At 74.2% G+C, this 23,427-nt stretch carries 15 protein-coding genes; 10 read left to right on the plus strand and 5 right to left on the minus strand.

Annotation, left to right across the window (positions count from 1 at the left end; genetic code table 11):
- Positions 1–21 precede the first annotated feature (21 nt).
- Positions 22–1,200: an acyl-CoA dehydrogenase family protein gene (locus ACZ5FU_RS05725; RefSeq protein ID WP_451530515.1), complete on the minus strand. Its 1,179-nt coding sequence runs from the start codon at positions 1,198–1,200 to the stop codon at positions 22–24.
- Between the two features lie 373 nt (positions 1,201–1,573).
- Here ACZ5FU_RS05725 and ACZ5FU_RS05730 point away from each other — a divergent pair, with 373 nt between their 5' ends.
- Both ACZ5FU_RS05730 and ACZ5FU_RS05735 read left to right on the plus strand, forming a co-directional pair.
- Complete coding sequence (locus ACZ5FU_RS05730) at positions 1,574–3,025, plus strand: flavin monoamine oxidase family protein (RefSeq protein WP_451530514.1); 1,452 nt, start codon at positions 1,574–1,576, stop codon at positions 3,023–3,025.
- Positions 3,026–3,641: 616 nt separating this feature from the next.
- The gene (locus ACZ5FU_RS05735) at positions 3,642–5,981 is read left to right on the plus strand and encodes an AfsR/SARP family transcriptional regulator (RefSeq protein WP_469044755.1); all 2,340 of its coding nucleotides are present in this window, start codon (positions 3,642–3,644) and stop codon (positions 5,979–5,981) included.
- Between the two features lie 510 nt (positions 5,982–6,491).
- On the opposite strand, the gene ACZ5FU_RS05740 is transcribed toward ACZ5FU_RS05735, so the two are convergent.
- Positions 6,492–7,256: a PE-PPE domain-containing protein gene (locus ACZ5FU_RS05740; protein WP_451778892.1), complete on the minus strand. Its 765-nt coding sequence runs from the start codon at positions 7,254–7,256 to the stop codon at positions 6,492–6,494.
- Positions 7,257–7,414: 158 nt separating this feature from the next.
- Complete coding sequence (locus tag ACZ5FU_RS05745) at positions 7,415–9,931, minus strand: helix-turn-helix domain-containing protein (RefSeq protein ID WP_469044757.1); 2,517 nt, start codon at positions 9,929–9,931, stop codon at positions 7,415–7,417.
- A 188-nt stretch (positions 9,932–10,119) separates the two neighbouring features.
- Between ACZ5FU_RS05745 and ACZ5FU_RS05750 the strand changes: the two genes are divergently transcribed.
- The 4 genes from ACZ5FU_RS05750 to ACZ5FU_RS05765 all read left to right on the plus strand — a co-directional run bounded on the left by ACZ5FU_RS05750 (position 10,120) and on the right by ACZ5FU_RS05765 (position 13,381).
- Positions 10,120–11,244 carry a BTAD domain-containing putative transcriptional regulator gene (locus tag ACZ5FU_RS05750; RefSeq protein ID WP_451530510.1) on the plus strand — a complete coding sequence of 375 codons (1,125 nt, stop codon included), beginning with the start codon at positions 10,120–10,122 and terminating at the stop codon, positions 11,242–11,244.
- Positions 11,241–11,948 carry a DUF6585 family protein gene (locus ACZ5FU_RS05755; protein WP_469044759.1) on the plus strand — a complete coding sequence of 236 codons (708 nt, stop codon included), beginning with the start codon at positions 11,241–11,243 and terminating at the stop codon, positions 11,946–11,948. Before ACZ5FU_RS05750 ends, ACZ5FU_RS05755 begins: the two co-directional genes overlap by 4 nt.
- 117 nt (positions 11,949–12,065) lie before the next feature.
- On the plus strand, positions 12,066–12,497 hold the full coding sequence (locus ACZ5FU_RS05760; protein WP_451778903.1) for a hypothetical protein: 432 nt from the start codon (positions 12,066–12,068) through the stop codon (positions 12,495–12,497).
- Positions 12,494–13,381, plus strand: coding sequence for a hypothetical protein (locus ACZ5FU_RS05765; protein ID WP_451530507.1), 888 nt, complete (start codon positions 12,494–12,496; stop codon positions 13,379–13,381). Before ACZ5FU_RS05760 ends, ACZ5FU_RS05765 begins: the two co-directional genes overlap by 4 nt.
- A 58-nt stretch (positions 13,382–13,439) precedes the next feature.
- Here the strand turns inward: ACZ5FU_RS05765 and ACZ5FU_RS05770 are convergent, their stop codons facing one another.
- Both ACZ5FU_RS05770 and ACZ5FU_RS05775 read right to left on the minus strand, forming a co-directional pair.
- Positions 13,440–13,637: a DUF397 domain-containing protein gene (locus tag ACZ5FU_RS05770; RefSeq protein ID WP_469044760.1), complete on the minus strand. Its 198-nt coding sequence runs from the start codon at positions 13,635–13,637 to the stop codon at positions 13,440–13,442.
- Positions 13,634–14,503, minus strand: a complete 870-nt coding sequence (locus ACZ5FU_RS05775; protein ID WP_468644241.1) for a helix-turn-helix domain-containing protein — start codon at positions 14,501–14,503, stop codon at positions 13,634–13,636. The genes ACZ5FU_RS05770 and ACZ5FU_RS05775 overlap by 4 nt, the downstream gene beginning before the upstream one ends.
- A 443-nt stretch (positions 14,504–14,946) precedes the next feature.
- On the opposite strand from ACZ5FU_RS05775, the gene ACZ5FU_RS05780 reads away from it, so the two are divergent.
- From ACZ5FU_RS05780 to ACZ5FU_RS05795, 4 genes are read left to right on the plus strand one after another with little or no spacing between them, the layout of a single operon-like run.
- Entirely contained in the window at positions 14,947–16,584 is a 1,638-nt protein-coding gene (locus ACZ5FU_RS05780) for a TIGR02677 family protein (protein WP_469044775.1), read from the plus strand.
- Positions 16,581–17,831: a TIGR02678 family protein gene (locus ACZ5FU_RS05785; protein WP_451530504.1), complete on the plus strand. Its 1,251-nt coding sequence runs from the start codon at positions 16,581–16,583 to the stop codon at positions 17,829–17,831. Before ACZ5FU_RS05780 ends, ACZ5FU_RS05785 begins: the two co-directional genes overlap by 4 nt.
- A complete protein-coding gene (locus tag ACZ5FU_RS05790; protein ID WP_468644228.1) occupies positions 17,828–22,069 on the plus strand; it encodes a TIGR02680 family protein in 4,242 nt (1,413 codons plus the stop codon). Before ACZ5FU_RS05785 ends, ACZ5FU_RS05790 begins: the two co-directional genes overlap by 4 nt.
- Complete coding sequence (locus ACZ5FU_RS05795; RefSeq protein WP_451530502.1) at positions 22,066–23,385, plus strand: TIGR02679 family protein; 1,320 nt, start codon at positions 22,066–22,068, stop codon at positions 23,383–23,385. The genes ACZ5FU_RS05790 and ACZ5FU_RS05795 overlap by 4 nt, the downstream gene beginning before the upstream one ends.
- Positions 23,386–23,427 lie beyond the last annotated feature (42 nt).

A 23,427-nucleotide genomic window follows, 5' to 3' on the forward strand; every position in this document is an offset into this window, starting at 1 on the left:
TGCGCCACCGAAGGCGGCGTACTACAGGAAAAGGCTGTCGGGGTCGAGGCCGAGCAGCGTGCGGCCGTACACCTCGAGGCCCATGTTCGGGGCCATCAGGCCGTGCCGGGACAGGCCCTGCAGGTCCCGGTAGAAGCGCTGGAAGTGCGCCTTGCGGGAGAGCGAGCCGGCGCCGCTGACGGAGTGGAGCGCCTCGAGGGCCTCCTGGGTGAGCAGGATCGCGGCGCCGGCCTTGCCGCGGACCTCCGCCTTCTCCTCCCAGGTCGGCTGCTCGCCGGCGTCGGCGCGCTCCTGGAGGAAGCCGAGGTAGGTCTCGGCGAGCGCCTCGGCGGCCTCGATCTTGCTGTGGGCCAGCGCGATCTGGATCTGGGTCAGCGGGTGCTGCGCCTGGTCGGTGACGTTGCTGTAGGCGAGCGGCTTGCCCTTGACCGTGGCGACGAGCTCCTCGTGCGCGGCGCGCGCCATGCCGATGTAGACGGCCACGGACTCGGCGACGACGAAGCTGATCAGGCTGTAGTCGCGTCCCTGGGAGCCGGTGACGGCGCCGCCGCCGCTGGTGCCGAGGACGGCGGCCTCCAGGGTGACGACCCGGTGGGCCGGCACGAAGAGGTCCGTGGCGCTCGACGTCGAGCTGCCGGTGGCGATGGCGGCCGAGACGTGCCAGTCGTCGGCGATCGTCAGCTGGTCCACCGGGACCATGGCATAGACCTCTTCGACGGTGCCGTCGGCGTGCTCCAGCTCGGCGGCGAGCAGGTCCCAGTGGGCGCCGCGGACACCGGAGTTGAAGCGCCAGGCACCGTTGAGGAGGTAGCCGCCCTCGGTGGGGACCATCTTCGCGGTCGGGGTGAAGCCGCCGGAGATGCGCACCGAGCCGCCCTCGAAGATCTCCTCCTGGGCCTCGAGCGGGTACAGCGTGGCCATCCAGGCGCTGGAGATCCAGGCGACGGCCACCCAGCCGGTGGAGCCGCAGCCCCGGGAGATCTCGGTGATGATCTCGACCTGCTCCTTCAGCGGGAGGTCCAGGCCGCCGAAACGCTTGGGAACGGCGATACGGAAGACGCCGGCCTTCTCCAGGAGGTCGATGTTCTCCTGGACTATCCAGCGCTGGTCCTCGGACGCCACGCCGTTCGCCCGCAGCGTCGGGACGATTTCCCGGACCGCCTTGAGAATGTTTTCCGCTTCGTTGGACCTGACGGCCATACCAGCTCCTTGGTGATTTCGGCGGGGGTGAAAGGCATGGGCGTAGGCCAGCCAGCGCCATTGCCGTTTCGGGGTCCGAACAAATTAAGCGAGACCGGACCATCCCCCCGCCACCAGCGAGTAACCGCCCCGTCCTCGCCAAGCTAACCAGAAGCCGGCCGGGCCCTTGTCCCGTACGGCCACCGGCCGCCCATCGGACGGTAATCCGCCGATCTGCGGCAATCCCTAAACCTGTGGAGACAGGCGATTATCAGTCAATGGGAAATGTGCGATCGATTTCAGTCAACCGCAACTAGTGTGGTGAACCGTTCAGGTGACCACAGCAGCGCTTGATTCCTGGACAACGGACCACGTTGTGTACGAGGGGACTGGGATGAAGCACAAGAAAGAGACGTTCTTCGGGGGAACGCGCACCTCGCGTCGCGCGATACTCAAGGCCGGCGCGGCCGCGGGGGCGTCGGTCGCCGTCGGTGCCGCGGCCGTCCGCCCCGCCTTCGCGGCGGGGACGACGGAGGCCGGCCGCAGCTACGACGCGATCGTCATCGGCGGCGGCTTCGCCGGCGTGTCGGCCGCGCGGGAACTGAAGGCCAAGGGGAAGCGCACGCTGATCATCGAGGCCCGCGGCCGCGTCGGCGGCCGGGCCTGGTCGAGCACGTTCGGGGGGCTGCCGATCGAGTTCGGCGCGACCTGGATCCACCCCAGCCAGACGCTGATCTGGAACGAGGTCCAGCGCCTGGGCATCGCCAGGGTGGACGACCCCAACCCGGACTACGCGGTGTTCGCCACGGAGACCGGCGGCTACGCCCGGCAGGAACTGACCTTCCTCGACCAGCAGGACGCCCTCCTGCGGAAGTTCGTCGAAGGCTCCGAGACGTACCTGCCGCGCGCCTACGACCCCTTCTACCGCGAGGACCTGCTGGTCGACCTCGACAAGCTGACCCTCGGCGACCGGGCGCGCCAACTGCGCCTGTCGGACCTGGAGATGAACTGGGTGAGCGCCACCACCGGCGCGTACGGCGGCGGCTTCGAGCGCGGCGCGCTCACCCAGCTCGCCCATTGGTGGGCGCTGTGCGGCTACAACACGGAGACGTTCCACGGCATCAACGTCACCCGTCCCGTGGGCGGGATGAGCAACGTCATCTCCCGGATGCTCGCCGAGTCCGGCGCGCCCGTCCTCTACAACACGCCCGTCACCAAGGTCACCGACATCGGCTCCCGGGTCCAGGTGACGGCGGGCGGCGTGGTGTACGAGGCCCCCGCCGTGGTGGTGGCCGTGCCCGTCAACACCTGGAACTCCATCAACTTCGCCTCCGGCCTGCCGGCCGAGTTCTCGCGGCTGAGCACCCAGACCGTCGGCGTGCCCACCGCCAAGAAGGTCTTCATCCAGGTCCAGGGCGACATCGGCCGCCCGCTCATGAACGGCAAGAGCGGCGGGCTGCTCGACCTGGTCCTCACCCACTCCGACAAGTCGTCCCTGGGCACGGTGCTCATCGGCTTCAGCGTCAACCCGAACCTGGACGTCACCAGCGTGTCGCAGGTGCAGAGCGCCATCAGCGAGCTGCTCCCGGGCACCAAGGTGCTGTCCGTCAAGGGCCACGACTGGGGCAGGGACGCCTACGCCAAGGGCGGCTGGACCTTCCGGACCCCCGGCCAGCTGCTCGGTTCGCTGCGCGCCGTCCGCCAGCCGCACGGCCGGCTGGTCTTCGCGGGCAGCGACATCGCGACCGGCTGGGGCGGCTACGTGGACGGCGCCATCGAGACCGGCATCCGGGCCGCCGGCCTCGCGGCCGGCCTGACCGGCGCCACGGCCTCCGCGGCGAGCTGACCCCGCACGGACGCGGACCGGTCACCTCCCCGGGGGAACGGGGCGGATGACCGGCGGCCGGCCGGACACCGCGATCGGTCGAGAGGACCGCGGTCGTCCGGCCGGCAACCGGCGGGACCGGTTCCGGCCCTTGCGGGAACCGGAGCCGGCACTCATGGAGGACCGGAGCCGGTCCTCATGGAGGAGCGGTTCCGACCCTTGTGGGAACCGGTGGCGGAACCCGTGGAGGACCGGTGAAGGCGCGGTTCACCAGGAGTTCGGCCCGCGGACGATAGAAGTCCGCACGCAGTGGGCAGGTTGACACCGGCACCGCCGACAGGACCACCGGTTCGTGAGGCGTCGAACACAGATTGTTGTGGTATTGGCTCGTCCTCTTAGTAGCATTGGCAGTGTTCCCGGCGTATAGGGGGGTGAGCCCTGCGCCGCACGCCAACCATGCTGAGGGACTATGTGGTTCAGGATGTTAGGGCCGTTAGAAGTCATATCCGGTGGGCAGCCCATCTCCCTGGGGGGAAGCAAGCAGCGGGCGACGCTCGGATATCTCCTCCTCCACCCCAACCAGACCGTACCCATCAGTAAACTGCTGAAGGCCCTGTGGAGCGTCGAGGAAGCTCCCATGACCGCCCGGAAGATCCTGCAGAACTCGATCTGGAGCCTTCGCCGCAAACTCGTCACCGCCCCCGGCGCGGAAGCGCCCGTGGCGCTGCGCACCCAGCCTCCCGGCTACTCCCTGGACGTCGCCCTCGAACGGGTCGACCTGCACCTCTTCCACCGGTGGGTGCGCGAGGGGCGGACCCGGCTGGAGGCGGGGGAACCCGACGCGGCGGCGACACTCCTCAGCGACGCCCTGGAGCTGTGGCGCGGCCCGGCCCTCGCGGACCTGACCGAAGTGGGCCTGTTGTGGCCGGAGTTGACCACCCTCCAGAACATGCGGCTGGACGTCCTGGAGGACGTCTTCGAGGCCCAGCTCGCCTGCGGACGCCACTACGCGGTGCTCGGCGAGCTGGAGTCGCTGGTGGAGAACGAGCCGCTGCGCGAGCGCGCCTGCGGCCAGCTCATGCGCGCCCTGTACCGCTGCGGGCGCCAGTCGGACGCGCTGGGGGTGTTCAGCCGGCTGCGGACCCGGCTCGTCGAGGAGCTCGGTCTCGAACCCAGCCGGGAACTCCAGCAGCTCCAGCAGGCGATCCTCACCCACGACCTCGCCCTTCAGGCCCTGCCCGCCCCCGCCGGGCCGTACTCCGTGCAGGGCACGGCGGCCCTGCTGCCCGGTGCGATGGACCTGGAGCCCCGGCCGTTCGGCCCGCGGCCCGTCCCCGACCGCCCGGACCCCGCCCCGCCTCAACCCTCCCTCCAGAATCCGGCCCCCCGCCCGCACCTTCCCGACCCGGCGGGCGCCCGGCCCGCCCCGACCCTGACGCTCGCCGAGGCACCGGACCGGCCGCACGGCGCGAGAGGCCGGTCCGAGGGCGAGCTCCCGGACCCGCCCCGGGTGCCCGTGCAGGGTTCGGGACCCGGTCCCGACCGTCCGGCCCTCCGAGCCGTCCTCTCCGCCCCCGTCCAGACACCGGCCCCCAAGAAACTGGCCCCCAAGGCACTGGCCCCCGTCAGCGGTGGGTCGCGGAAGAACGACACGGCGATCCACCGTGCCCCCGTCCGGGACCTGCCGACGCCGGACACCGGCACCGGCACCGGCACCGGCACACCCACCGTCGCCTCCGCCGTACGCGGCCAGGCCAGCCTCCTGCTGGTGCGGGCCGAACCCGACCCCGCCTCCACCGACGCCTGCGAACTCGACGCCGTCATGGACGGGGTGGGCACCCTGATCCACCAGGAGATCGAGCGCTGCGGCGGTACGGTCGTCTTCTCGCTGCACGCCCTCACCCTCGCCCTCTTCCCGGCGGACCCCGACGACAGCGAGTACCCGCTGCGCGCGGCCCGCGCCGCGACCGCGCTGCGCACGGCCCTGGCCGCGCCCGCCGCGCGGCCCGGCGGCCCCGTGACCGCCCGCACGGAACTGCGTACGGCCGTCGCGACGGGCGCGGTCCTGGTGAGCCAGTCGCTCGGCGGCAGCCGTCCGCCCAGGGTCTACGGCGCCACGGTGAAGGAGTGCGAGGCGCTCCTGGCCCTGGCGACCCCGGACGGGACCCACGTCTGCGACCGCACGCGCGAGGAGACCAGGGAACACTTCGCGTACGAGGAGATCCCGGGCACGCCCCTCCGCTGGAAACTGCTCGGCCCCATCGACCCCGAGCCCGCCGACGACGACGCCCACCACCGCGAACTCGACCTGCTGCAGGGGGTGATGACCCACAGCAACCGCTGGTCCCAGCCGCACCTGATCACCGTGCTGAGCACCGAGGAGGCGCCCCGCCGCCGGATGCTCGACAAGCTGGGGGAGTTCGCCGGCTCGGCGCTCGACGGGGCCCAGGTGCTGAGCTGGAACGGCCGGGACGCCGCCGAGGCGGGCCCCTTCGGCCTGCACCGGAGGATCATCTCCAGGTTCTCGGGGCTGTCGAAGTCCGATCCGCCCTGGGCGGTCCGCCGCAAGGTCAGCGCCGCCGTCCAGCGCCTGGACGCCGGGAAGAGCTGCATCAACTGGCTGGTCGCCCGCTGCACTTCGGTCCTCGAGACCTCGAACCGCTCGCCCGAGCGGATGGGCGCCGAGGAGTGGCGGGACGTCTGGCGGTACTTCCTGGAAGCCGTCGCCCACGACGGCCCGATCGTCCTGATCATCGACAACCTCCACCTGGAGGACACGGCGACCAGGGAACTCGTCGCTCTCATGGCCCGCCTGCCCGTCCGCATCCCCCTCACCGTCATCGCCGGCGCCGCCCCGGAGCTCCTGCAGCACGCCGACTGGTCCTCGGACGGGCGCGCCGCCACCACGGTGCTGCTCGACAAGCCCGTCGACGAAGAACTCGCCTGTTCGGACGAGGACTGTCTCCCCGTTCCGTGAGGCACTCCGCCCGGAGCGGGCCGGTGACGGCCGCCGCCGGGCGCCCCGGACGCGTCCGCGTCGCACGGCTCCCGCACGAGCCCGAGCGGCCGCCGGCCGCGCCCCTTCCGCCCGCGCGGGCGTGAGAGCCGCCGTCCTCGAAGTCCCGGCAACGGCGCCGGTCCGCGGGGCGGTTCCGTGCCGGCTCCCCGCCGGTCTCCCGCCCCCCCCGTCACGGGCCGGACGACGTCGTCCCGTCCGCACGGCGCGGACCCCGGCAACCGTGCCGGGCCCTCGGTACGCCGCGACCCCGGCACACCGCGGGCCCGGCCCGGCACGGCCGTACCCGCTGCCGAGCGGCCGCCCGGTCCGCCGACGGCCCGTGGAGGCCGGCGGACCGGCGGTGGCCGGCCACCGCGCGGGCCGGCACCGCGTCACCCGCGTGGTCCGCGGCGGGGACCGGCGGCCGCTGCGCGGCACCCCGGCCGGCCCCCGCCCCCGGTCCCCGCGGACCGGGCCCGGAAGGGAGGGTCACGCCTCGTACCAGAAGATCCCGTCGAGGCCGTCCCGGGCGATGGTCCGGGTCATGACGTTCCCGTCCAGGACGTAGCGCCCGTGCGTGCCGGTGAGGAAGAAGTCGAAGGCGGCCACGGGCGTCGTGGCGTCACAGGCCAGGTCGCCGCGGATGCAGAAGCGGGCGACCGGGATGCCCGCGAACCTCTCGGGGCCGGGTCCCGTCGACGTGAGGCCGAGGGCGCCCACGCCCCGGGGGACCTTGGCCCACAGGCCGGTGCCGGGCTGCTTGGGGTCGGCGTACAGCATGCCGTTGACCAGCTCCCGCGGGATGCCCGTGGTGCCGGACGCGATGGTCTCCAGCACCGCGTCGGCGGCCTGCGCGCCCTGGGAGTAGCCGACGATCGTCAGCCGTGCGGCCGGGTCCTCGCGGTGGGTCTTCTCGACGGCGGCCAGGAGGTTGGTGTAGCCCTGGGCGACGCTGCTGTCGTAGCTCGCCGCGAACAGGTCCGGTGTGTTGCGGCCGTTGAGCCAGGGGCCGGCGGAGGCCGGGTAGCAGACGGGGACGGGTGTGCCGCCGTCCAGGTGGCGGTTGGCGTAGCCGAACGTGATGGTGCAGCCGGGCGCGTCCGCGGCGGCGCCGGTGCCGCCGAGTTCGATGTAGTAGTGGTGCGGTGCCTCCTCGGCGTGGGCGACGGTGGGCGTGAGGGCGGCGGCGGCCGCCAAGACCGTCGTCAGGACGGCGGTCCTGGCGCGGCGGGCGAGTCGGCTGGTCTTCGACATGGGTGTTCCCCCGGGATCGGTGGTGTGTCGACGGCCGGCGCGCCGGTGACGGACGTTGACGGACGTTGACGGACGTTCCGGCGCGCCGGTGACGGACGTTGACGACGGACGTTAGGGAAGGGCCGTGACATCGCGGTGAAAGCCGGCCCGGCGGCGGTTCATCCGCGTCGGCGGACTCGGGGACCGCGGACTCGGGGTCGGTGGGCCCGGTGCCGGTGGGCCCGGGCGAGGTGGCTCTGCAGCCGGGCGTGGCGGAACTGGTGGACCGCGCCCGCCCGGCGCAGGACGCCGCGCCGGTAGGCGTCGTCGAGGAAGGCGACGACGTCCCAGGGAAGGCGTCCGGTCAACGGCAGCCAGAAGCGGGAGAGCACGCACCACTGGCCCCAGGCGGTCATGCTCAGGGTGTAGCCGAGAGCGCCGCCGAGACCGCTGATGACGCCGAGCGTGAAGCTGGCCGCGGAGTCCATGACCAGCACGCCCAGGTGCCCCTGCAGGAGGTCGACCACCACCCCGACCCCGAGTCCGACCGACGTGCCGAACACCACCGTCCAGAAGGCCAGTTGGACGAGAGCCGTCCGCCGGTCGGCGTTCAGGACGCTGCGCGGGCTCACGGCGGAGACGATGTCGAGGGGAGTCTCGAGGAGACCGAGGAGGCAGAAGGTGATCCCGGCGCCGCCGCCGAAGACCAGGCCCAGGACGATCGCGTCCACGAGTCCGGTGTGCAGCGCGTACGAGAGCCCGGCCTGCCAGCGGTAGGAGTTCACCAGCCCGACCGCGCATCCGTACGCGCAGCCGAAGGCCGCACCGGCCAGCGTGCCGAGCACCAGCCGCGGACCGGCCGTCCACCGGGGCGGCCCGGACCGGCCCCGGATGCGCAGGCGTACGGCGGACGGGGTGACGGCCTTGCCCAGGACCGTGTACGTGAGCCAGTGCACGGCCCCGAACAGGAGGCCGGCCAGGAGCCCGACGGACGCCCCGTCCACGAGGCTCACGCCGAGCGGGACGCGGAAGAGGGCGGCGACGACGTCGGCGAGGCCGATGACCACCCCGGTGACGAGTGCGGTGACCAGGACGCGGGTGGAGGCGCGCAGGCCGTCGCCGAGCCGCCACCAGGCCAGGTCGGGTGTCCTGAGCTCCGTCAGGTGGTGGGCGAGGTGGCCGAGCCACCGCTGGGCGCGGTCGGGGTCCCAGCCGCGCGAACCCGGGCCGGGCCGGCGGTGGTAGACGGTGGGCAGGAAGCTGTCGAGCAGGTGCTCCTCCACCTCCCGCGCGCTGCCGAACCGCCCGGTGTCGAGGAGGACGGCCGGGTCGTGGTCCGGGGTGTCGCTGTAGACGGTGCGGGCGAGCGCGACCATCAGCGGGGTCGACAGGACGGTGGCGAGCGGGGCCGGCGTCCCGTCCGGCGACGGCTCGCGCAGGTGCTTCAGCACGGGGTCCCAGGCCCCCGCCGCGGGGTCCGCGCGGTCGGTCTTGCGGGTGGTGCGGGGCAGGTAGTGGTCCAGGTCGTCGAGGGTGAGGTCGGTGAGTTCGACCGGCGCGGCCGAGGTCAGCACGTCGGTCTCGGCCACCGCGGCGGCGTACTCGGCGGGGCGGCTGGTGAGGAGGAGGGGGAGGGTGGTGGCGTTGAGGGCCTCGAGCGCGGGGCGCCGCAGCCCGTCGGCCATCTCGTCGAACCCGTCCAGCACCGGCAGGACGCGGCCGGAGTCGACCAGCGCGGCCGCCAGGCTCTCCCGGCCCGGCCCCCGGGCGGCCGTGCCGGGGTGGTCGCGCGTCAGCCGCTCGGTCAGCCAGTCGCGCAGGGTGACGGCGGTGGGGTCCCAGGCGCCGATGCTGAAGATCACCGGGACGGGCTCCGCGGACGTCCGCGTCCTCAGGTGGTCGAGGACGAAACGCAGGGTCAGCACCGTCTTCCCGGACCCGGACCTGCCGAGGACCACCAGCCGCCCGGAGGGGACGCTCCGGTAGGTCCGCGCGATCTCCTCCAGCCGGCCGCTCAGGTCCAGCGGGCCGCTCGGGGCTCCCGGCGGGAGGCGGCGGATGTTGGACCAGTGGTCGGTGAGCGCCCCGGGGGCGGCCTTCCAGCGGAGCGGCAGGGGGAAGGGGTCCTGGATCCGGCGCTGTTCCTCCTCGCGCTGCCAGCGGGCCGCCACCGCCTTCGCGAGCTGCTCGGCCGCGTCCGCCAGCGCGTGGTGCGCCGTCGGTGGCGGGGGCGCCGCCGAAGCCTGGGGCGGCGTCGGTGGCGGTGGCGGGGGCAGGGGTGGTGGCGGGGGCGGTGCCGCGGCAGAGGGTCCGAGAGTCGGTTCCCCCGGCTCCAGCCCCGGCCCCGGCCCCAGCCCCGGTTCCAGCCCCCGCTCCGGCCCGGACGCACCGTCCGGCTCTCGTACGGCGGACGGCCCGGACGCCTGTTCCCGCGTCCCCGGTTCACCGGCGGTGTCCGCGCCGCCGTCCGGGCGCCCCGGGACGGCGGCGCGCAGTAACTCCTCGCGGTCCGCGCGGTCCAGCGCGAGCCCGTCCGCCAGCTTCCGCACCGTGGTCATCCGCGGATTGCCGCGCCGGCCCTTCTCCAGACCGCTGATGGTGCTCACGCTGACCTCGGAGAGCCCCTCCAGCTCCTCCCGGGTCAGCCCCGCCTTCTCGCGCAGTCGTCGCAGGACCGTGCCGAACTCACTGGCCACAAGTCACGGCCTTCCCCCTGAATCGTCCGTGTTTCCGCAGGCGGGGACTGTAGCGCGGCCACCGGTCACATATGACCTGTTCCCTGCACTTCCCACATTTCCCGCACCGCGGCCAGTCTCGACGGCATCGACGTGATCGACCGGGCGAGCGGATCGACCGGTCCGGAGAGGGAGAACGGGGAGTCGCCATGCCGACGACGACCGAGGCCCGGGGCGTCCCGGGCGGGACGGTCCTCACCACCGACGAACGCGAGCTGCTCTACGCGCTCGGATGCGGTCTGGGGGACGCCGAGATCGCCGGCGTCCTCGCCCTGCCCGGGCCCGTGGTGGCCGAGCGGGTCGGCCGCCTCCTGGGGAAGCTGGGGCTGAGCGACCGGACCGCCGCCGTCGTGCACGCCTTCGACTGCGGCCTGGTCGTACCGGGGCAGGGCCCGCGCAGGCCGGCACGGGCGCCGGGGAACACCGCGGAGCGGCGGACGGAGACCGGGGAGCGGCGGACGGAGACCGCGCGGCCGCGGGCGGGCACCGTGTCCGGTCCCTGGCTCCGGGTGTCGCTGCTCGGCCCGTTGCGGACGACGCTCGCGGGGCGGCCCGTGGACGTCGGCCCCCTGCGGCAGCAGGCCGTGCTGGCGGCGCTGGCACTGGGCGCGGGCCGTTCCGTCAGCCGGCGGCGGCTGCTGGACGACGTGTGGGGCAGGGAGATGCCGGACGGCAACGTCGTCCCGGTCTACGTGTACCGGCTGCGCAAGACCCTGCGCCTCGGGGACCGCCCGGACTCGGTGATCCGGCGCGACCGGTACGGGTACGGCCTGGCCCACGGCGTCGCCGAGGTGGACGTACTGCGCATGGAGGACCTCGTCACCCGGTCCGGACGGGCCGAACGCGCCGGCGACCTGCCGGAGGCCGTACGGCTGTGCGGGCGGGCGCTGGAGCTGTTCCGCGGCGAGCCGCTGGCCGGACTGCCCGGTCCCTTCGCCGAGTCGGAGCGGCTGCGGCTCACCGGGCGCAGGGCCGCCCTGGCGCAGCGCAGGGCGGGCTGGCAGCTGACGCTCGGCCGGCACGCCGAGGCGATCGCCGAACTGTCCGCCCTGACCCGGGAGGAGCCGCTGAACGAACCGGCCGCCGCGACGCTGATGCACGCGCTGCGGTGCGACGACCGGCGGGCCGAGGCGCTGGCCGTCTTCGACCGCACCGCGCGGCGCCTCGCCGACGACCTGGGGGTGGCGCCGGGGGAGGTGCTGACGCGGGCACGGCGCGCGGTCCTGCGCGGGGACGGCACCGGCACCGGGCACGTCCGGGCGGGCGCGGCGTGACCGGGGCGGCCGCCGGCCCCGGGGACGACGAGGAACTGCTGCTGGCGCGGATCTCCGCGGCCGCGGGCCGGGCACGGCTCGGCAGGCGCCACGCCACCCACCGGGCCCCGGGTGCCGGACGGGCGGCCCGGTGGACCGCGGCCGGCGCGCTCGCGCGGCGCCTGCCGCGGCCCGACGGCAGACCGGTCACGAGGGCGGTCGCGCGGCTGGACCTGTACGAGCACGGGATCACGGCGGTGCGCGGCGGGCGGATCCACGTCGTCCGCTTCGACACCACGGTGGTGCGCCGGCGCAGGGCGCTGTCCGCGCGGGGCGTCACCCGCGCCCTGGTGCTCGTCGACGTCGACGGCGAGCGGGTCGTGCTGCGCCACGGTGACTTCGGCCGGCCCCAGGAGTGGTGGCCCGGCATCCGCCGGGCCGTCGCCGACGCGCAGGTGCCGGGGGCCCTGGCCGCGCTGGGGCGGGGAGCACGGCTGGCCTTCGGCCCCGTGTGGGTCACCGGGGACGAGGTCGGCTCCGGGGGGACGGCGCTGCGATGGGCGCAGGTCCGGCGGGTCGAGATCCTCGACGGGTCCGTCGCCGTCCGCGCCGCCGGCCGCCGGCAGGTGTGGGCCGCCGCCGGGACCCCGAACCTGTGCGTCTTCCACGCCCTCGCGGAACACCTGGCCGAGCACGCCACCCGCACCGGGCGGGACGACGACTGACCTGCGGCCCCCCGCCGACCTCCACCGAGCGGACACGCGGACGCGACACGCACAACAGGCATGACGGACACAGCGAACACAGCGGACACACGGACACACGGACACAGGAGTACGGCGATGGAACCGGAACTGGTTGCCCTGGTGCGGCTGGCCGCGTCGACGGTGGTCGGCGCGATGGCCACGGCCGGCTGGGAGAGCGCGCAGCGGGCGATGGGCGGGCTGTGGCGCCGGGCGCACCCCGAGCGGGCGGACACGGTGCTGGCCGAACTGGGCGAGGCACGCGCCGAGGTGCTCGGCGCCCGGCGGGACGGGGACGAGGAGGCCGAGCGGGAACTCGTCGGCGAATGGCGGACGCGGCTGCGCCGGCTGCTGGCCGCCCACCCCGAGATGGTGCCCGAGGTCCGGGCCGTCGTGGACGAGCTGCTGCCCATGGTCGAGAAGGAGGAACCGCGGCCCGGCGGCGTCCACCTGACCGCGCACGCCTCGGGGCGGTCGCGCGTCACCATGGCCGGCCGCGACGTCAACATCACCGGAGGGGGACCGTCGTGAACTCCGCGCGGAACCCGGACGGCTCCCGCCGGGACGGCGCCGACGGCGGCGGGACGCACATCAGGGTACGGGCGGACGGCCGGTCCAGGAGCTCCGTGGCCGGCCGTGACATCAACACCACCTACGTCGTCAGCGCCTCGTCGGCGGCGCTCGCCGCCCTCGTGGGGCTCGTGCTCCTCGTGGGCGTGTGGCAGCCGTGGCAGGAGACGGCCGCGACCGGCGAACGGGACCGGGGGCGGACCGCGATCGGATCGGGACCCCCCGGCGGAGCCTTCGCGACGCCCGCACCGGACCGGGAGCCGACGCCCACCGCCGAAGAGGAACCGGAGGAGGAGCCGCAGGAGACGGAGGAACCGGAGACCTCCCCCGACCCCACCCCCGGCGACCCGCCGGACCCGGTCGACGTGGCGTTCGCGTCCGTCGGGGTCGGCACCTGCCTCAACGCGTACGACGCCGGCTGGGGCAAGCTGAACCAGGAGCGGCCGGCCGCCGTCGACTGCGGGGCCGGCTTCGCCTACACGAAGGTCACCATGGTGACGACGGCCGCCGTCAACTGCCCCCAGAGCGCCGGCCGATGGGCCTGGGGCCACGTCAACGACGACGGATCGCTCATCGCCCTGTGCCTGGACCGCGTGTACGCCACGGGCCAGTGCTTCCCCGCGATCCTGAACAGACGGGCCGACGGGTCCGTCGACGGCGAGGGCCGCCTGTTCACCGTGTGGGGCTGCGACCGGAAGGACGTACCGAGCGGCTACAACGCGGTCATGGCCATCACGGCGGTGCAGAGCGGCCGCGACTGCCCCCAGTACACCGGAAGGCGGACGCTGTCGTGGGACGTCTTCAACGGCGCGAGGACGATCTGCGCGGTACAGACGGCGACCTGAGGGGCCCGCGAGGGCGGGACGAGACGGGACGGCGGGGCACCCGTCTCCCCCGCGAGCGTCAGGCCTCCCTGAGGAATCCCGCCCACGCCTCGCGCGACACACGGACGACGGGTCCGGTCGCGGCCTTGGAGTCCCGGATGTGCACAATCCCCGTAGCGGCGGCGACCTCGACGCAGTCGCCACCCTCCGCTCCGCTGTAGCTGCTCTTGAACCAGGCGAGGCCGGACACGACGGCCGAGGACTCAGCGGTGTTCATAGCTCTCCCAGCAATCTCTCGATGAAATCCAGGGACTCTCGCGGGGTGAGAGCCTGTGACCGGATGATCCCATAACGAGCCGCTGCGAAGGCCGCCTGCTGTGGGTCGGTTTGAAGAGTGCTGGTTCCCTGTGCCTCGATGTACGCGAACTTCCTACCGTCGTCACGCGTGACGACGGTGAACGGTCCGTCCACGCCCGCGCTTTCCTCACAGTCGAGCGGCATGACCTGGATCTCGACGTTCCGCTTCTGGCCGACGAGCAGCAGATGTTCCAACTGCCCTCGCAGCACGTTCAATCCGCCAAGTCGACGCCGCAATACCGACTCGTCCATCACGAAGCTCAGCAGCGGTGCGGACCGCCGGTCGAAGATGTCCTGACGGGCGAGCCGTGCCGCCACTCGCTGTTCGGTCGTCTCCTGGTCCAGGAGCGGTCGCCGCATCGCCAGCACCGCTCTCATGTAGTCCTCGGTCTGGAGCAGGCCTTTGACCACAAACGTGTCGTACGAGAGCAACTCGATCGCCGCCTTCTCCAGAGCTGCCATCCCCTGGAAGAACACCGGGTACTGGGCCCGCTCCACCTGCTCCTTCCACACGGTCAGCAGCCCGCCCGCGGCCAGGACCTCGTCCGCCCGCTCGATGGTCCCGCGGGACGGGATCCGCCGCCCCTGCTCGTACGACGCGACCGTGGACGCCGAGTATCCGATCCGCCGCCCGAACTCCTCGCGCTCCAGGCCCGCCCGCACGCGCAGCGTCTTCAGCGTCTGCCCGAACGCGATCACCACGGCCTGACCGGACGTGTCCGCCGCCGCCCCTTCCGCGTCGCCTGCCGTCACGGCTCCCGACCCCTCGCCCGTACCTTCAGTCATCGCCACCGCCTCCCTGGCTCAACGCGGCCCCGGCGGTCTCGTCACGCGCGCACCGCGTACCCGTACCGCCACCGCGCGTACAACCGGCCCGCGTCGGCGCGTTCACCACTGGTCGCGTCACGCCACCGACGTCACCGTGGTCGACATCAGGAACAGTCCCGCCCGGACTGAGATCACCGCTCCTCGCGCCGAACGTGCGCCGCCGCGAGGAACAACAAAGAACGATGTCGTGAACCGGAGTGCAGTGACATCGTTTCGATGCTGAGGCTCCGCCGACCGGGTGGCGAGGAGCTGCTGCACCGGGCCGGCGTCAAGTCCGTCGGGACCGGCCGACCGGGCGAGCCGCTCCCAACGGTCGAGAATCGGACATCACGCACATCGGGCATCGCGCACATCGGACATCACGTACAGGAGCGGCTGCGAGTCCGGAAGAATGGGGGACGATGACCTCTCAGACGTCCCCGGCCTCCGGCCCCAGCGGCCCGGCTCTCGCCGACTACGCCCCCTTCACCCACCTCACCACCCCCAACGCCCCCCTCTACCGCCAGGTCATGCGCGCCTTCCTCGTCGCCAAGGAACGGTTCGCGGTGCATCTGCGGCCGGAGGACGTGTACGCCGCCCTGGACGCGGGGAGCCGGCCCGCCGGCCTCGACGCGGTGACGCAGGCGCTGGACAAGCTCGTGGAGTGGGGCAACCTGCGGGCCGACCCGGACCACGCGCACGTCACGACGGTCGAGGACTTCTACCGCAGGCGGTTCATCTACCAGCTCACCCGCGCAGGTGAAGCGGCCGAGGCGGCGCTGGGGACGTACGACGAGGTGCTGGGGCGGCGCGGCGAGCTCCAGGCGGTCGCGCTGCACGACATCGTCACGCAGCTGCGGGCGCTCCTGGTGATCGCCGCGGAGGACGAGCCCGACCCGGCCAAGGCGTACATCGCCCTGTCCGTGCTGACGGCGCGGTTCACCGACCTCGCGGACAACGCCCGCGCCTTCATGGGCTCGCTCCAGCGGACCATCGACCTGCACGACATCGAGGTCGAGGCGTTCCTCGTCTACAAGGACCGGCTGATCCAGTACCTGGAGCGGTTCATCCAGGACCTCATCACCCTCGGCGGGCGGATCGCCCTGCTGATCGGGGAGCTGGAGGAGCAGGGGAGGGTGGGGCCGCTGCTGTCGCTCGCCGCCGCCCGGGAGGCCGCCGACGCGGCTCCCGAGGACGCCGGGCGGGCGGAGGCGGTGGCGTACGAGCGGTGGGCCGCCCGGTGGTCCGGGCTCGCCGAGTGGTTCGTGTCGGGGGAGGGCAGGGAGTCGCAGGCCAGGCTGCTGCGCGGGCGGGCGCTCAACTCGATTCCGCAGCTGCTGGCCGTCGTACGGCAGTTGAACGAGCGGCGGGCCGGGCGGTCCGACCGCTCCGCCGACTTCCGCACCCTGGCCCGCTGGTTCGCCCAGGCCCCGGACGACGCGGCACGGCACCGGCTGTGGCGGGTGGCGTTCGGGCTGCACTCCTCACGGCACCTGACCGTCGACGCCGACACCCTCGCCGAACGGACGGCAGCCCCGGAGCCGGCCTCCCTCCCCTGGGGTGAGGCGCGGCCCCTGCGGATCAGCCCCCAGCTGCGCCGCACCGGCAGTTACGAGCGGCGCGGCAAGCCGCGCAAGGTGGCCGACCGGGGCGAGGCGAAGCGCCGGCTCGCCGAGATCGCCGCCCGGCAGACGGAGGAGACCGGACGGGCGCGGGACCGGCTCGTCACGGGAGGGCCGGTCCGACTGTCGCGGCTCGGTGAACTCGACCCGCTCGCCTTCCAGCTGTTCCTGCGGCTGCTCGGCGACGCGCTCGCCACCTGGCGGCCGGGCACGACCACCACCACGGCCACCAGCAAAGACGGTTCGATGGAGGTCCGGCTGACCGCCCTCGACGACGGATCGACGGCCGAAGTGCAGACCCCGGACGGGGTGTTCAGCGGCCCGGACCACCTGATCGACATCGTCGACCTCACGGCGGGGCGCGGCGATCACGCCACGCCCGCAGCCGTCCCCGCTCCACGAGAAGGCGCCGCCCACCGGCTCACGGAGGACCGATGAGCGGCCCCCTCGCCGAGGTCCTGGACGGCCAGCGCCAGGCCGATCTGCAGAAGGCCGCACGCGCCCTGCTGAAGGAGCCGCTGCTCACCGCCGACGGGCCGTACGCCGACGAGTTCCGGCTGGTGCGCCGGCACGCCGCCGAACTGCGGGAGTGGTTCGAGCGCAACGTCGGCTGGACGCTGCGCACGGACGCCGACGCCGCCCGGCTGCGCAAGACGCCGGGCACCCTCACCGACGCCACCCACCCGGCGCGCGAGGCCGCCCGCAGCGCCCTGCCCTTCACCCGCCGCCGTTACGTCCTGCTCTGCCTGGCGCTGGCCGCGCTGGAACGGGGCGAGTCGCAGGTGGCGCTCGGACGCCTCGCCGAACAGGTCGTCCTGGCCGCCGCCGATCCCGAACTCGTGGCCGCCGGGATCACATTCACCCTGGAGCGGCGCGACGAGCGCCTCGACCTCGCGGCCGTCGTCCGTCTGCTGCTGCGGCTCGGGGTGCTGCGGCGGGTGGCCGGCGACGAGGACGCCTACGTCAGCGGATCGGGCGACGCCCTGTACGACGTGCGGCGGCGCGTGCTGGCCGGGATGCCGGCGTCCCTGCGGGGCCCCTCCATGGTCGAGGCCGGGGGTTTCGAGGAACGCCTGACGGAGATGACCGCGCGCACCGCGCTCGACAGCGACGAGCTCAGGTTCCGGGCGATCCGCTGGAAGCTGACCCGCGTCCTCCTGGACGATCCGGTGCTCTACTACGACGACCTCGCCGACGACGAACTGGCCTACCTCACCCGGCAGCGCGGCTTCATCACCGCGCGGATCAGCGAACTGACCGGACTCGTCCCGGAGATCCGCGCCGAGGGCGTCGCCATGGTCGACCCCCTGGACGACCTCACGGACGTACGCATGCCCGAGCAGGGCACCCACGGCCACGTCACCCTGCTGCTGGCGGGGCACCTGGCCCGGGCGACGGGGCCCGTCGAACCGGAGGAGCTGGCGGTCCGCGTACGGGAACTGGCCGCCGAACACGGCGGGTTCTGGTCCAAGTCGGCGCGGGAGCCGGGAGCGGAACCCGAACTCGTCGAGCGGGCGCTGACCAGGCTGGTGGCGCTGGGACTCGCCGGGATCACGGAGCGGGGCGTCGTCCCGCGGCCGGCCCTCGCGCGGTACGCGGTCGGCGAGCCCGTCGTCCGGGAACCGGGACCCGCCCGCCGCCTCCCCGCCGCCTCCCCCGACACGACCGCGAAGGACGAGAAGTGAACCGCCCCGTGACCGCGCTCCCCGGCACCGAACTGCCCGGCCCCGCGCTCCCCGCTCCCGCCCCGGGCCGGTGGCGCCCCCTGCGCATCGGACTCGTCGACCTCTTCCACTACGACGCCGAGGAGTTCTGGTTCCGCGACGGCCGGCTGCTGCTGCGCGGCAACAACGGCACCGGCAAGTCGAAGGTGCTCGCCCTCACCCTGCCGTTCCTGCTGGACGGCGACCTCTCCGCCCGCCGCGTCGAACCCGACGGCGATCCGGGCAAGCGCATGGAGTGGAACCTGCTCCTGGGCGGCGCGCACCCGTACCCCGAACGGCTCGGCTACACCTGGATCGAGTTCGGGCGCCTCGACGCGGCCACGGGCGAGGCGCACTTCCGCACGCTGCTGTGCGGGCTGAAGGCGGTCACCGGACGCGGCATCGCCCGGCACTGGTTCGCGGTCACCGACCAGCGGATCGGCGCCGGCCTGTTCCTGATGGACGCGACCGGGACGGCCCTGTCCCGGGACCGGCTCGCCGAGGCCGTCGGTGACCGTGGCACGGTGTACGACACGGCGAAGGCCTACCGCAGGGCCGTCGACGAAGCGCTCTTCGGGCTCGGGGAGCGGCGCTACGGCGCCCTCGTCGACCTCCTGATCCAGCTGCGCCAGCCCCAGCTCTCCAAACGCCCCAGCGAGGCCGCCCTGTCCCGGGCGCTGACCGAGGCGCTGCCGCCGATGGACCAGGCGGTCGTCGCCGACGCGGCGGAGGCGTTCCGCTCGCTGGACGAGGAGAAGGAGGAACTGCGGGCGGCCCGCGAGGCCGAACAGGCGTCCTCGGCGTTCCTCGACCACTACCGCCGCTACGCCCGCCTCGCCTCCCGGCGCCGCGCCCGCCTGCCCCGCCGGGAGCACGCCCGCTACGAGAACCTGCAACGGGAGCTCTCCAAGGCGCAGGCTGACCGCGACCGGGCCGCGGCGGACGGCGAGGAGGCCCGGTCGCGGGGCGCCGCCCTCGACGAGCGGGCCGCGCGGCTGGCCGCCCAGGACGCCGCACTGCGGGCCCGGCCCGAGATGCGCGACGCCCACGCCCTGGACCGGGCGGCGGACGACGCCTCCCGTACGGCCGGGGAGCTGAAGCGGGCCGAGGCCGACCGGCGTACGGCGGCCGAGGCGCACACCCGTGCCCTGGGCCGGCTCGGCACCGCGGACAACCGGCTCACGGCCGCCCGGGAGACCCTGGACGGCATCCGGCACCGGGTGGCCGGGAGCGCGGCGGCCGCCCGGCTCGACGTCCCCAGGACCGAGGGAGCCCCCGACCCGGTCCTGCGCGGGGCGGCGGAGGAGGCGACGGAGAGCAGGCGGCGCGCCGTCGAGCACGTGGCGGAACTCGCCGCGCGGGCCGAGCGCGCCGAAGAGCGGCACCGGGCCGCCCGGATGCGCGCCGACGAGGCCGACGAGGAGGTCGTGCACGCCGAGGAGCGGCTGGCCGAGGCGGAGGAAGCCACCGCCGCGGCGGGGCGTGCGCTGGTCACGGCCGTGCGGCAACACCTGTCGGGGTGCGTGGAGCTGCGGGTGCCCGGACTGCCGGGGATCCTGGACGCCGTACAGGAGTGGGCCGGCTCTCTGGACGGCCCGATGCCGGCGCGTACGGCGGCGACCGAGGCGCACCGGGCCGCCACCTCACGCCTGGCCGACCGGGCGGCCCTGCTGGCCCACCGTGAGGAGGCGGCGGCGCAGCGGCAGCGGCTGGCGGCGGAGGAACTGACCGCCCTCGAGGCGGGAGGGGAGCGCGGCCCGGCAGCCCCTCGCACGCGCACACCCGGCGTACGGGACCGGGGTCCCGGCGCTCCGCTGTGGCGGCTCGTCGACTTCCGCCCGCAGGTCACCGAAGCCGACCGCGCGGGACTGGAGGCCGCGCTGGAGGCGTCGGGCCTCCTCGACGCCTGGGTGCGGCCGGACGGCTCCGCGGCGGCGGCGGACGGCCACGACGTGCTGCTCGACCCGGTCGGGCTGCCGGGCGGGCCCGGCCTCGACCGCGCGCTGTGTCCGGCGGTCGACCCCGCGGACGCCGGGGCCGCCGCCGTGGGGGAGGAGACGGTCGCGCGCCTGCTCGCGTCGATCGGGCTGGCCACGGGCGGCGACGGGCCGGGGGAGAGCTCCCGGGAAGCCGACGACCACGACACCTGGGTCGGTGCGGACGGCCGCTTCCGCGTCGGGGCGCTCACCGGAAGCTGGGCCAAGGACAGCGCCCAGTACGTGGGAGAAGGAGCACGGGAACAGGCGCGTCGCGTCCGGGTCGGGGAACTGCGCGCCGAGATCGACGACCTGGCAGCGGAACGGGAACGGCTGACCGGGGAGTTCCGCACCGTGACGGGGCGCCGCGCCGTGCTGGACGCCGAGCTCGGCGCGCTGGAGGGCGACGACGAGCTGCGGCGCGCCCACGCACGCGTCACCGCCGAGGCCGACACGGTCCGCCGCGCCCGCGCCCGGCGGGACGAACGGGCCGCGGAACTCGCTCCGACCGCGTTGCGGGCCGAGCGCGCGGTGGCCGAACTGACCGACACGGCGGCCGCCCTGAAGCTCCCCGCCGACCGCACGGCACTGGGCGCCGTGCGCCAGGCGCTCGCCGACCACACCGCCCTCCTGGCGGCCCTGTGGCCCGCGCTGCGCGAGCGCGCGGAGGCCGAGCGCGCGGTGACCGGCGAGCGGGAGGAGACCCGGCGGGCCGAACTCCTCGTGTCCGAGCGTGCCGAGCGCGCGGTGGCGGCCGCCCGGACCGCCGCGGCGGCGGACGAACACCTCACGACGCTCCGCTCCACCGTCGGTGCGGCCGTCGCCGAACTCCAGCGACAGCTGGAGGAGACGTCCGAGGCGGCCCGGGTCTGCGCGGACGAACAGGAGAAGGTGCGGGCGGAACACGGTGACGCCGAGCGGCGGGCCCACCGCGCGGAGGGGCGCATCGGAAGGCTCGCCGAGGACGTCACCGAGGCGACCGCCGCGCGTGACGAGGCCGTCGCGGCGTTCCAGCGGTTCGCCGCGACGGGGCTGCTCACCGTGGCGCTGCCCGACCTCGTCGTACCGGACGACGACAAGGGCACATGGGCGGCGACCCCCGCCATCGCCCTCGCGCGGACCGTGGAGTCCCGGCTCGCCTCGGCCGACGACACCGACGCGGCCTGGGAGCGCGTGCAGAAGAAACTGAGCGAGGAGTTCGGCAAGCTCCAGGACGCGCTGTCGCGGCACGGCCACACCGCCACCGCCCGCCCGAGCGAGGACGGCATGCGGGTCGACATCGTCTACCAGGGCCGGGAACGGGCCGTGCCCGAACTCGCCGGGGCACTGGCCGTGGAGGTCGCGGAACTCACCCGCATCCTCTCCGCACACGAGCGCGAGATCCTCCAGACCCATCTGATCACCGAGGTCGCCGGAACGCTCCAGGAACTGATCGGGGCGGCCGAACGGCAGGTGGCCGCCATGAACAGGGAGCTGGAGGAGCGACCGACCTCCACGGGAATGAAACTGCGGCTGGTGTGGCGGGCGTCCCGCCGCGCGCCGCAGGGACTGACCCAGGCCCGCGAACGGCTGCGCCAGTCCGCCGACGCGTGGTCGCCCGAGGACCGGGCCGCGGTCGGCGCCTTCCTCCAGGAGCAGATCGCCCGCCGGCAGGCCGACGACAGTGCCGGCAGCTGGCTGGAGGACCTCACCACAGCCCTCGACTACCGGTCCTGGCACGAGTTCGGCGTCGAACGCCACCAGCACGGCAAGTGGGTGCCGGCCACCGGACCCGCCTCCGGCGGAGAGCGGGTCCTGGCCGCGTCCGTGCCCCTGTTCGCCGCCGCGTCCTCGCACTACGCGAGCGCGGGCGGCGCACACGCCCCGCGTCTGGTCACCCTGGACGAGGCGTTCGCCGGTGTCGACGACGACTCGCGCGCCAAGTGCCTGGGCCTGCTGCGCGCCTTCGACCTCGACGTCGTCATGACGAGCGAACGCGAATGGGCCTGCTACCCCCAGGTGCCGGGCATCGCCATCGCGCAGCTCTCCCGCGTCGACGACATCGACGCCGTGCTGGTGACGCGGTGGGAATGGGACGGCGGCGAACGGCGGCGCGGCACGGAGCCCGGCGCGCGAACGGGCCTGCCCGGGGCGGTGGCCGGCCGCTCCGGCGAGCGGGCCGACGGGGCGGCGAGTCCTCCCGGCCGGCCCGAGCGGACCGACATCGTCGACGGCGCCGGCGGGCAGGGATCCCTGTGGACGTGAACCGTCCGACACCCCCTCCCGGTCGTGAGGGAGACCGGGCGACGAGGGACCCGTCATCGCCGGAGGCCCGCACCGGCGTCGACACCGAGCGTCTCGCCCGCCTGCTCGGCGACCCCGGCCTCGCCTGGTTCGTGGACCGCGTCCGGGAACGGCTGGTACGCGGACGGCCGCTCACCGGCACCGTCACCCTGTCCGATCCCGGCGAATCACAGCGCCGCGCCGCCGACCGTCTGCTGGGACGTGCCCCACGGTCCCGGGGTTCCCTCGGCGTCCGTCTCGCCACCGTGGACGCGATCCTGCGCCGTTCCGGTGTCAGCCCCGACGGACTGGAGGCGGCCGTGGTGGCCCTCACCGGCCCGGTCGTGCTCCACGCCGAGGCGCGCGGCAGGGAGGAACAGGCCTGGGAGGAGGCGTACGCCCCGTTCGACGCCCTCGACGGGGAGCCGGCCCGCTGGGCCGAGCGGATCCGCGGTGAGGGTCTCGTACGGCGCCTCGCCCGTACACCGGAGATCGCGGGCCCCCTGGTGGAGGACGCCGTGCGTGCGTTGCGGGCGCTGCCCGTGTCACCCCCGGTCTCACGGGCGACGTTCGCGGCACGGAACCTTTCGGGCGCCCACGCCCTGGACGAGGGGACACCGCTCGCCACCCTCGTGCTGTCCGGGATCCGCGCCCTCACCGGCTTTCCCGACGGCTCCGGCACCCGGTGGCGGCGGGAGGCATGGGCCTCGGCGGGGCTGCTCAGGGACGACCTCTCGTCGACCGTCCTCACCCTCAACCTGCGCGGTGCCCCGCCCCTCGACCAGATGGCCGACGCGGGGGAGCCCATGGTGCTGACGCTCCGCTTCCTCACCCGTCGCCCACCGGTCGTCGCCGTTCCGGCGACCGGAACCGTCCACATCTGTGAGAACCCTGCCGTACTGTCCGCCGCCGCCGACGCCTTCGGCTCGCAGTGCCCGCCGATGGTGTGCCTCCAGGGTCAGCCGTCGGCCGCCGCCCTCACCTTGCTGCGCGATCTGTCCGCGCAGGGAGCCCGCCTGCTCCACCACGGGGACTTCGACTGGGGTGGTGTACGCATCGCCACGGCACTGGCGAGAAACGTCCCTTGGCTGCCCTGGCGCTACGAGGCCGCCGACTACCGGGCCGCGGTGGCCGCAGCGGACCGGGCCCCGGACCTGACGGGTCCCTCCGTCGCGACGCCCTGGGATCCTGCCCTGGCCACCGCCCTCGTCGAACACGGTGTCCGGATCGAGGAGGAGGCGGTGATGGACGACTTGCTCGCGGACCTCAGGCCAGGGCTCACCGGAGGGCCGTTCTGAGCGGGACCGCGCTCGTCAGCGGCCCGGCCCGGACGCTCCGGT

The organism is Streptomyces sp. NPDC031554, assembly GCF_055580685.1.

What these genes read in the sequence shown, in the direction of transcription:
- ACZ5FU_RS05780 (WP_469044775.1), top strand. Translation starts at nt 14,947, where the DNA reads ATGACCTCTCAGACGTCCCCGGCCTCCGGCCCCAGCGGCCCGGCTCTC.
- ACZ5FU_RS05785 (WP_451530504.1), top strand. Translation starts at nt 16,581, where the DNA reads ATGAGCGGCCCCCTCGCCGAGGTCCTGGACGGCCAGCGCCAGGCCGAT.
- ACZ5FU_RS05725 (WP_451530515.1), bottom strand. Translation starts at nt 1,200, where the DNA reads ATGGCCGTCAGGTCCAACGAAGCGGAAAACATTCTCAAGGCGGTCCGG.
- ACZ5FU_RS05760 (WP_451778903.1), top strand. Translation starts at nt 12,066, where the DNA reads ATGGAACCGGAACTGGTTGCCCTGGTGCGGCTGGCCGCGTCGACGGTG.
- ACZ5FU_RS05775 (WP_468644241.1), bottom strand. Translation starts at nt 14,503, where the DNA reads ATGACTGAAGGTACGGGCGAGGGGTCGGGAGCCGTGACGGCAGGCGAC.
- ACZ5FU_RS05735 (WP_469044755.1), top strand. Translation starts at nt 3,642, where the DNA reads ATGACCGCCCGGAAGATCCTGCAGAACTCGATCTGGAGCCTTCGCCGC.
- ACZ5FU_RS05740 (WP_451778892.1), bottom strand. Translation starts at nt 7,256, where the DNA reads ATGTCGAAGACCAGCCGACTCGCCCGCCGCGCCAGGACCGCCGTCCTG.
- ACZ5FU_RS05770 (WP_469044760.1), bottom strand. Translation starts at nt 13,637, where the DNA reads ATGAACACCGCTGAGTCCTCGGCCGTCGTGTCCGGCCTCGCCTGGTTC.
- ACZ5FU_RS05750 (WP_451530510.1), top strand. Translation starts at nt 10,120, where the DNA reads ATGCCGACGACGACCGAGGCCCGGGGCGTCCCGGGCGGGACGGTCCTC.
- ACZ5FU_RS05730 (WP_451530514.1), top strand. Translation starts at nt 1,574, where the DNA reads ATGAAGCACAAGAAAGAGACGTTCTTCGGGGGAACGCGCACCTCGCGT.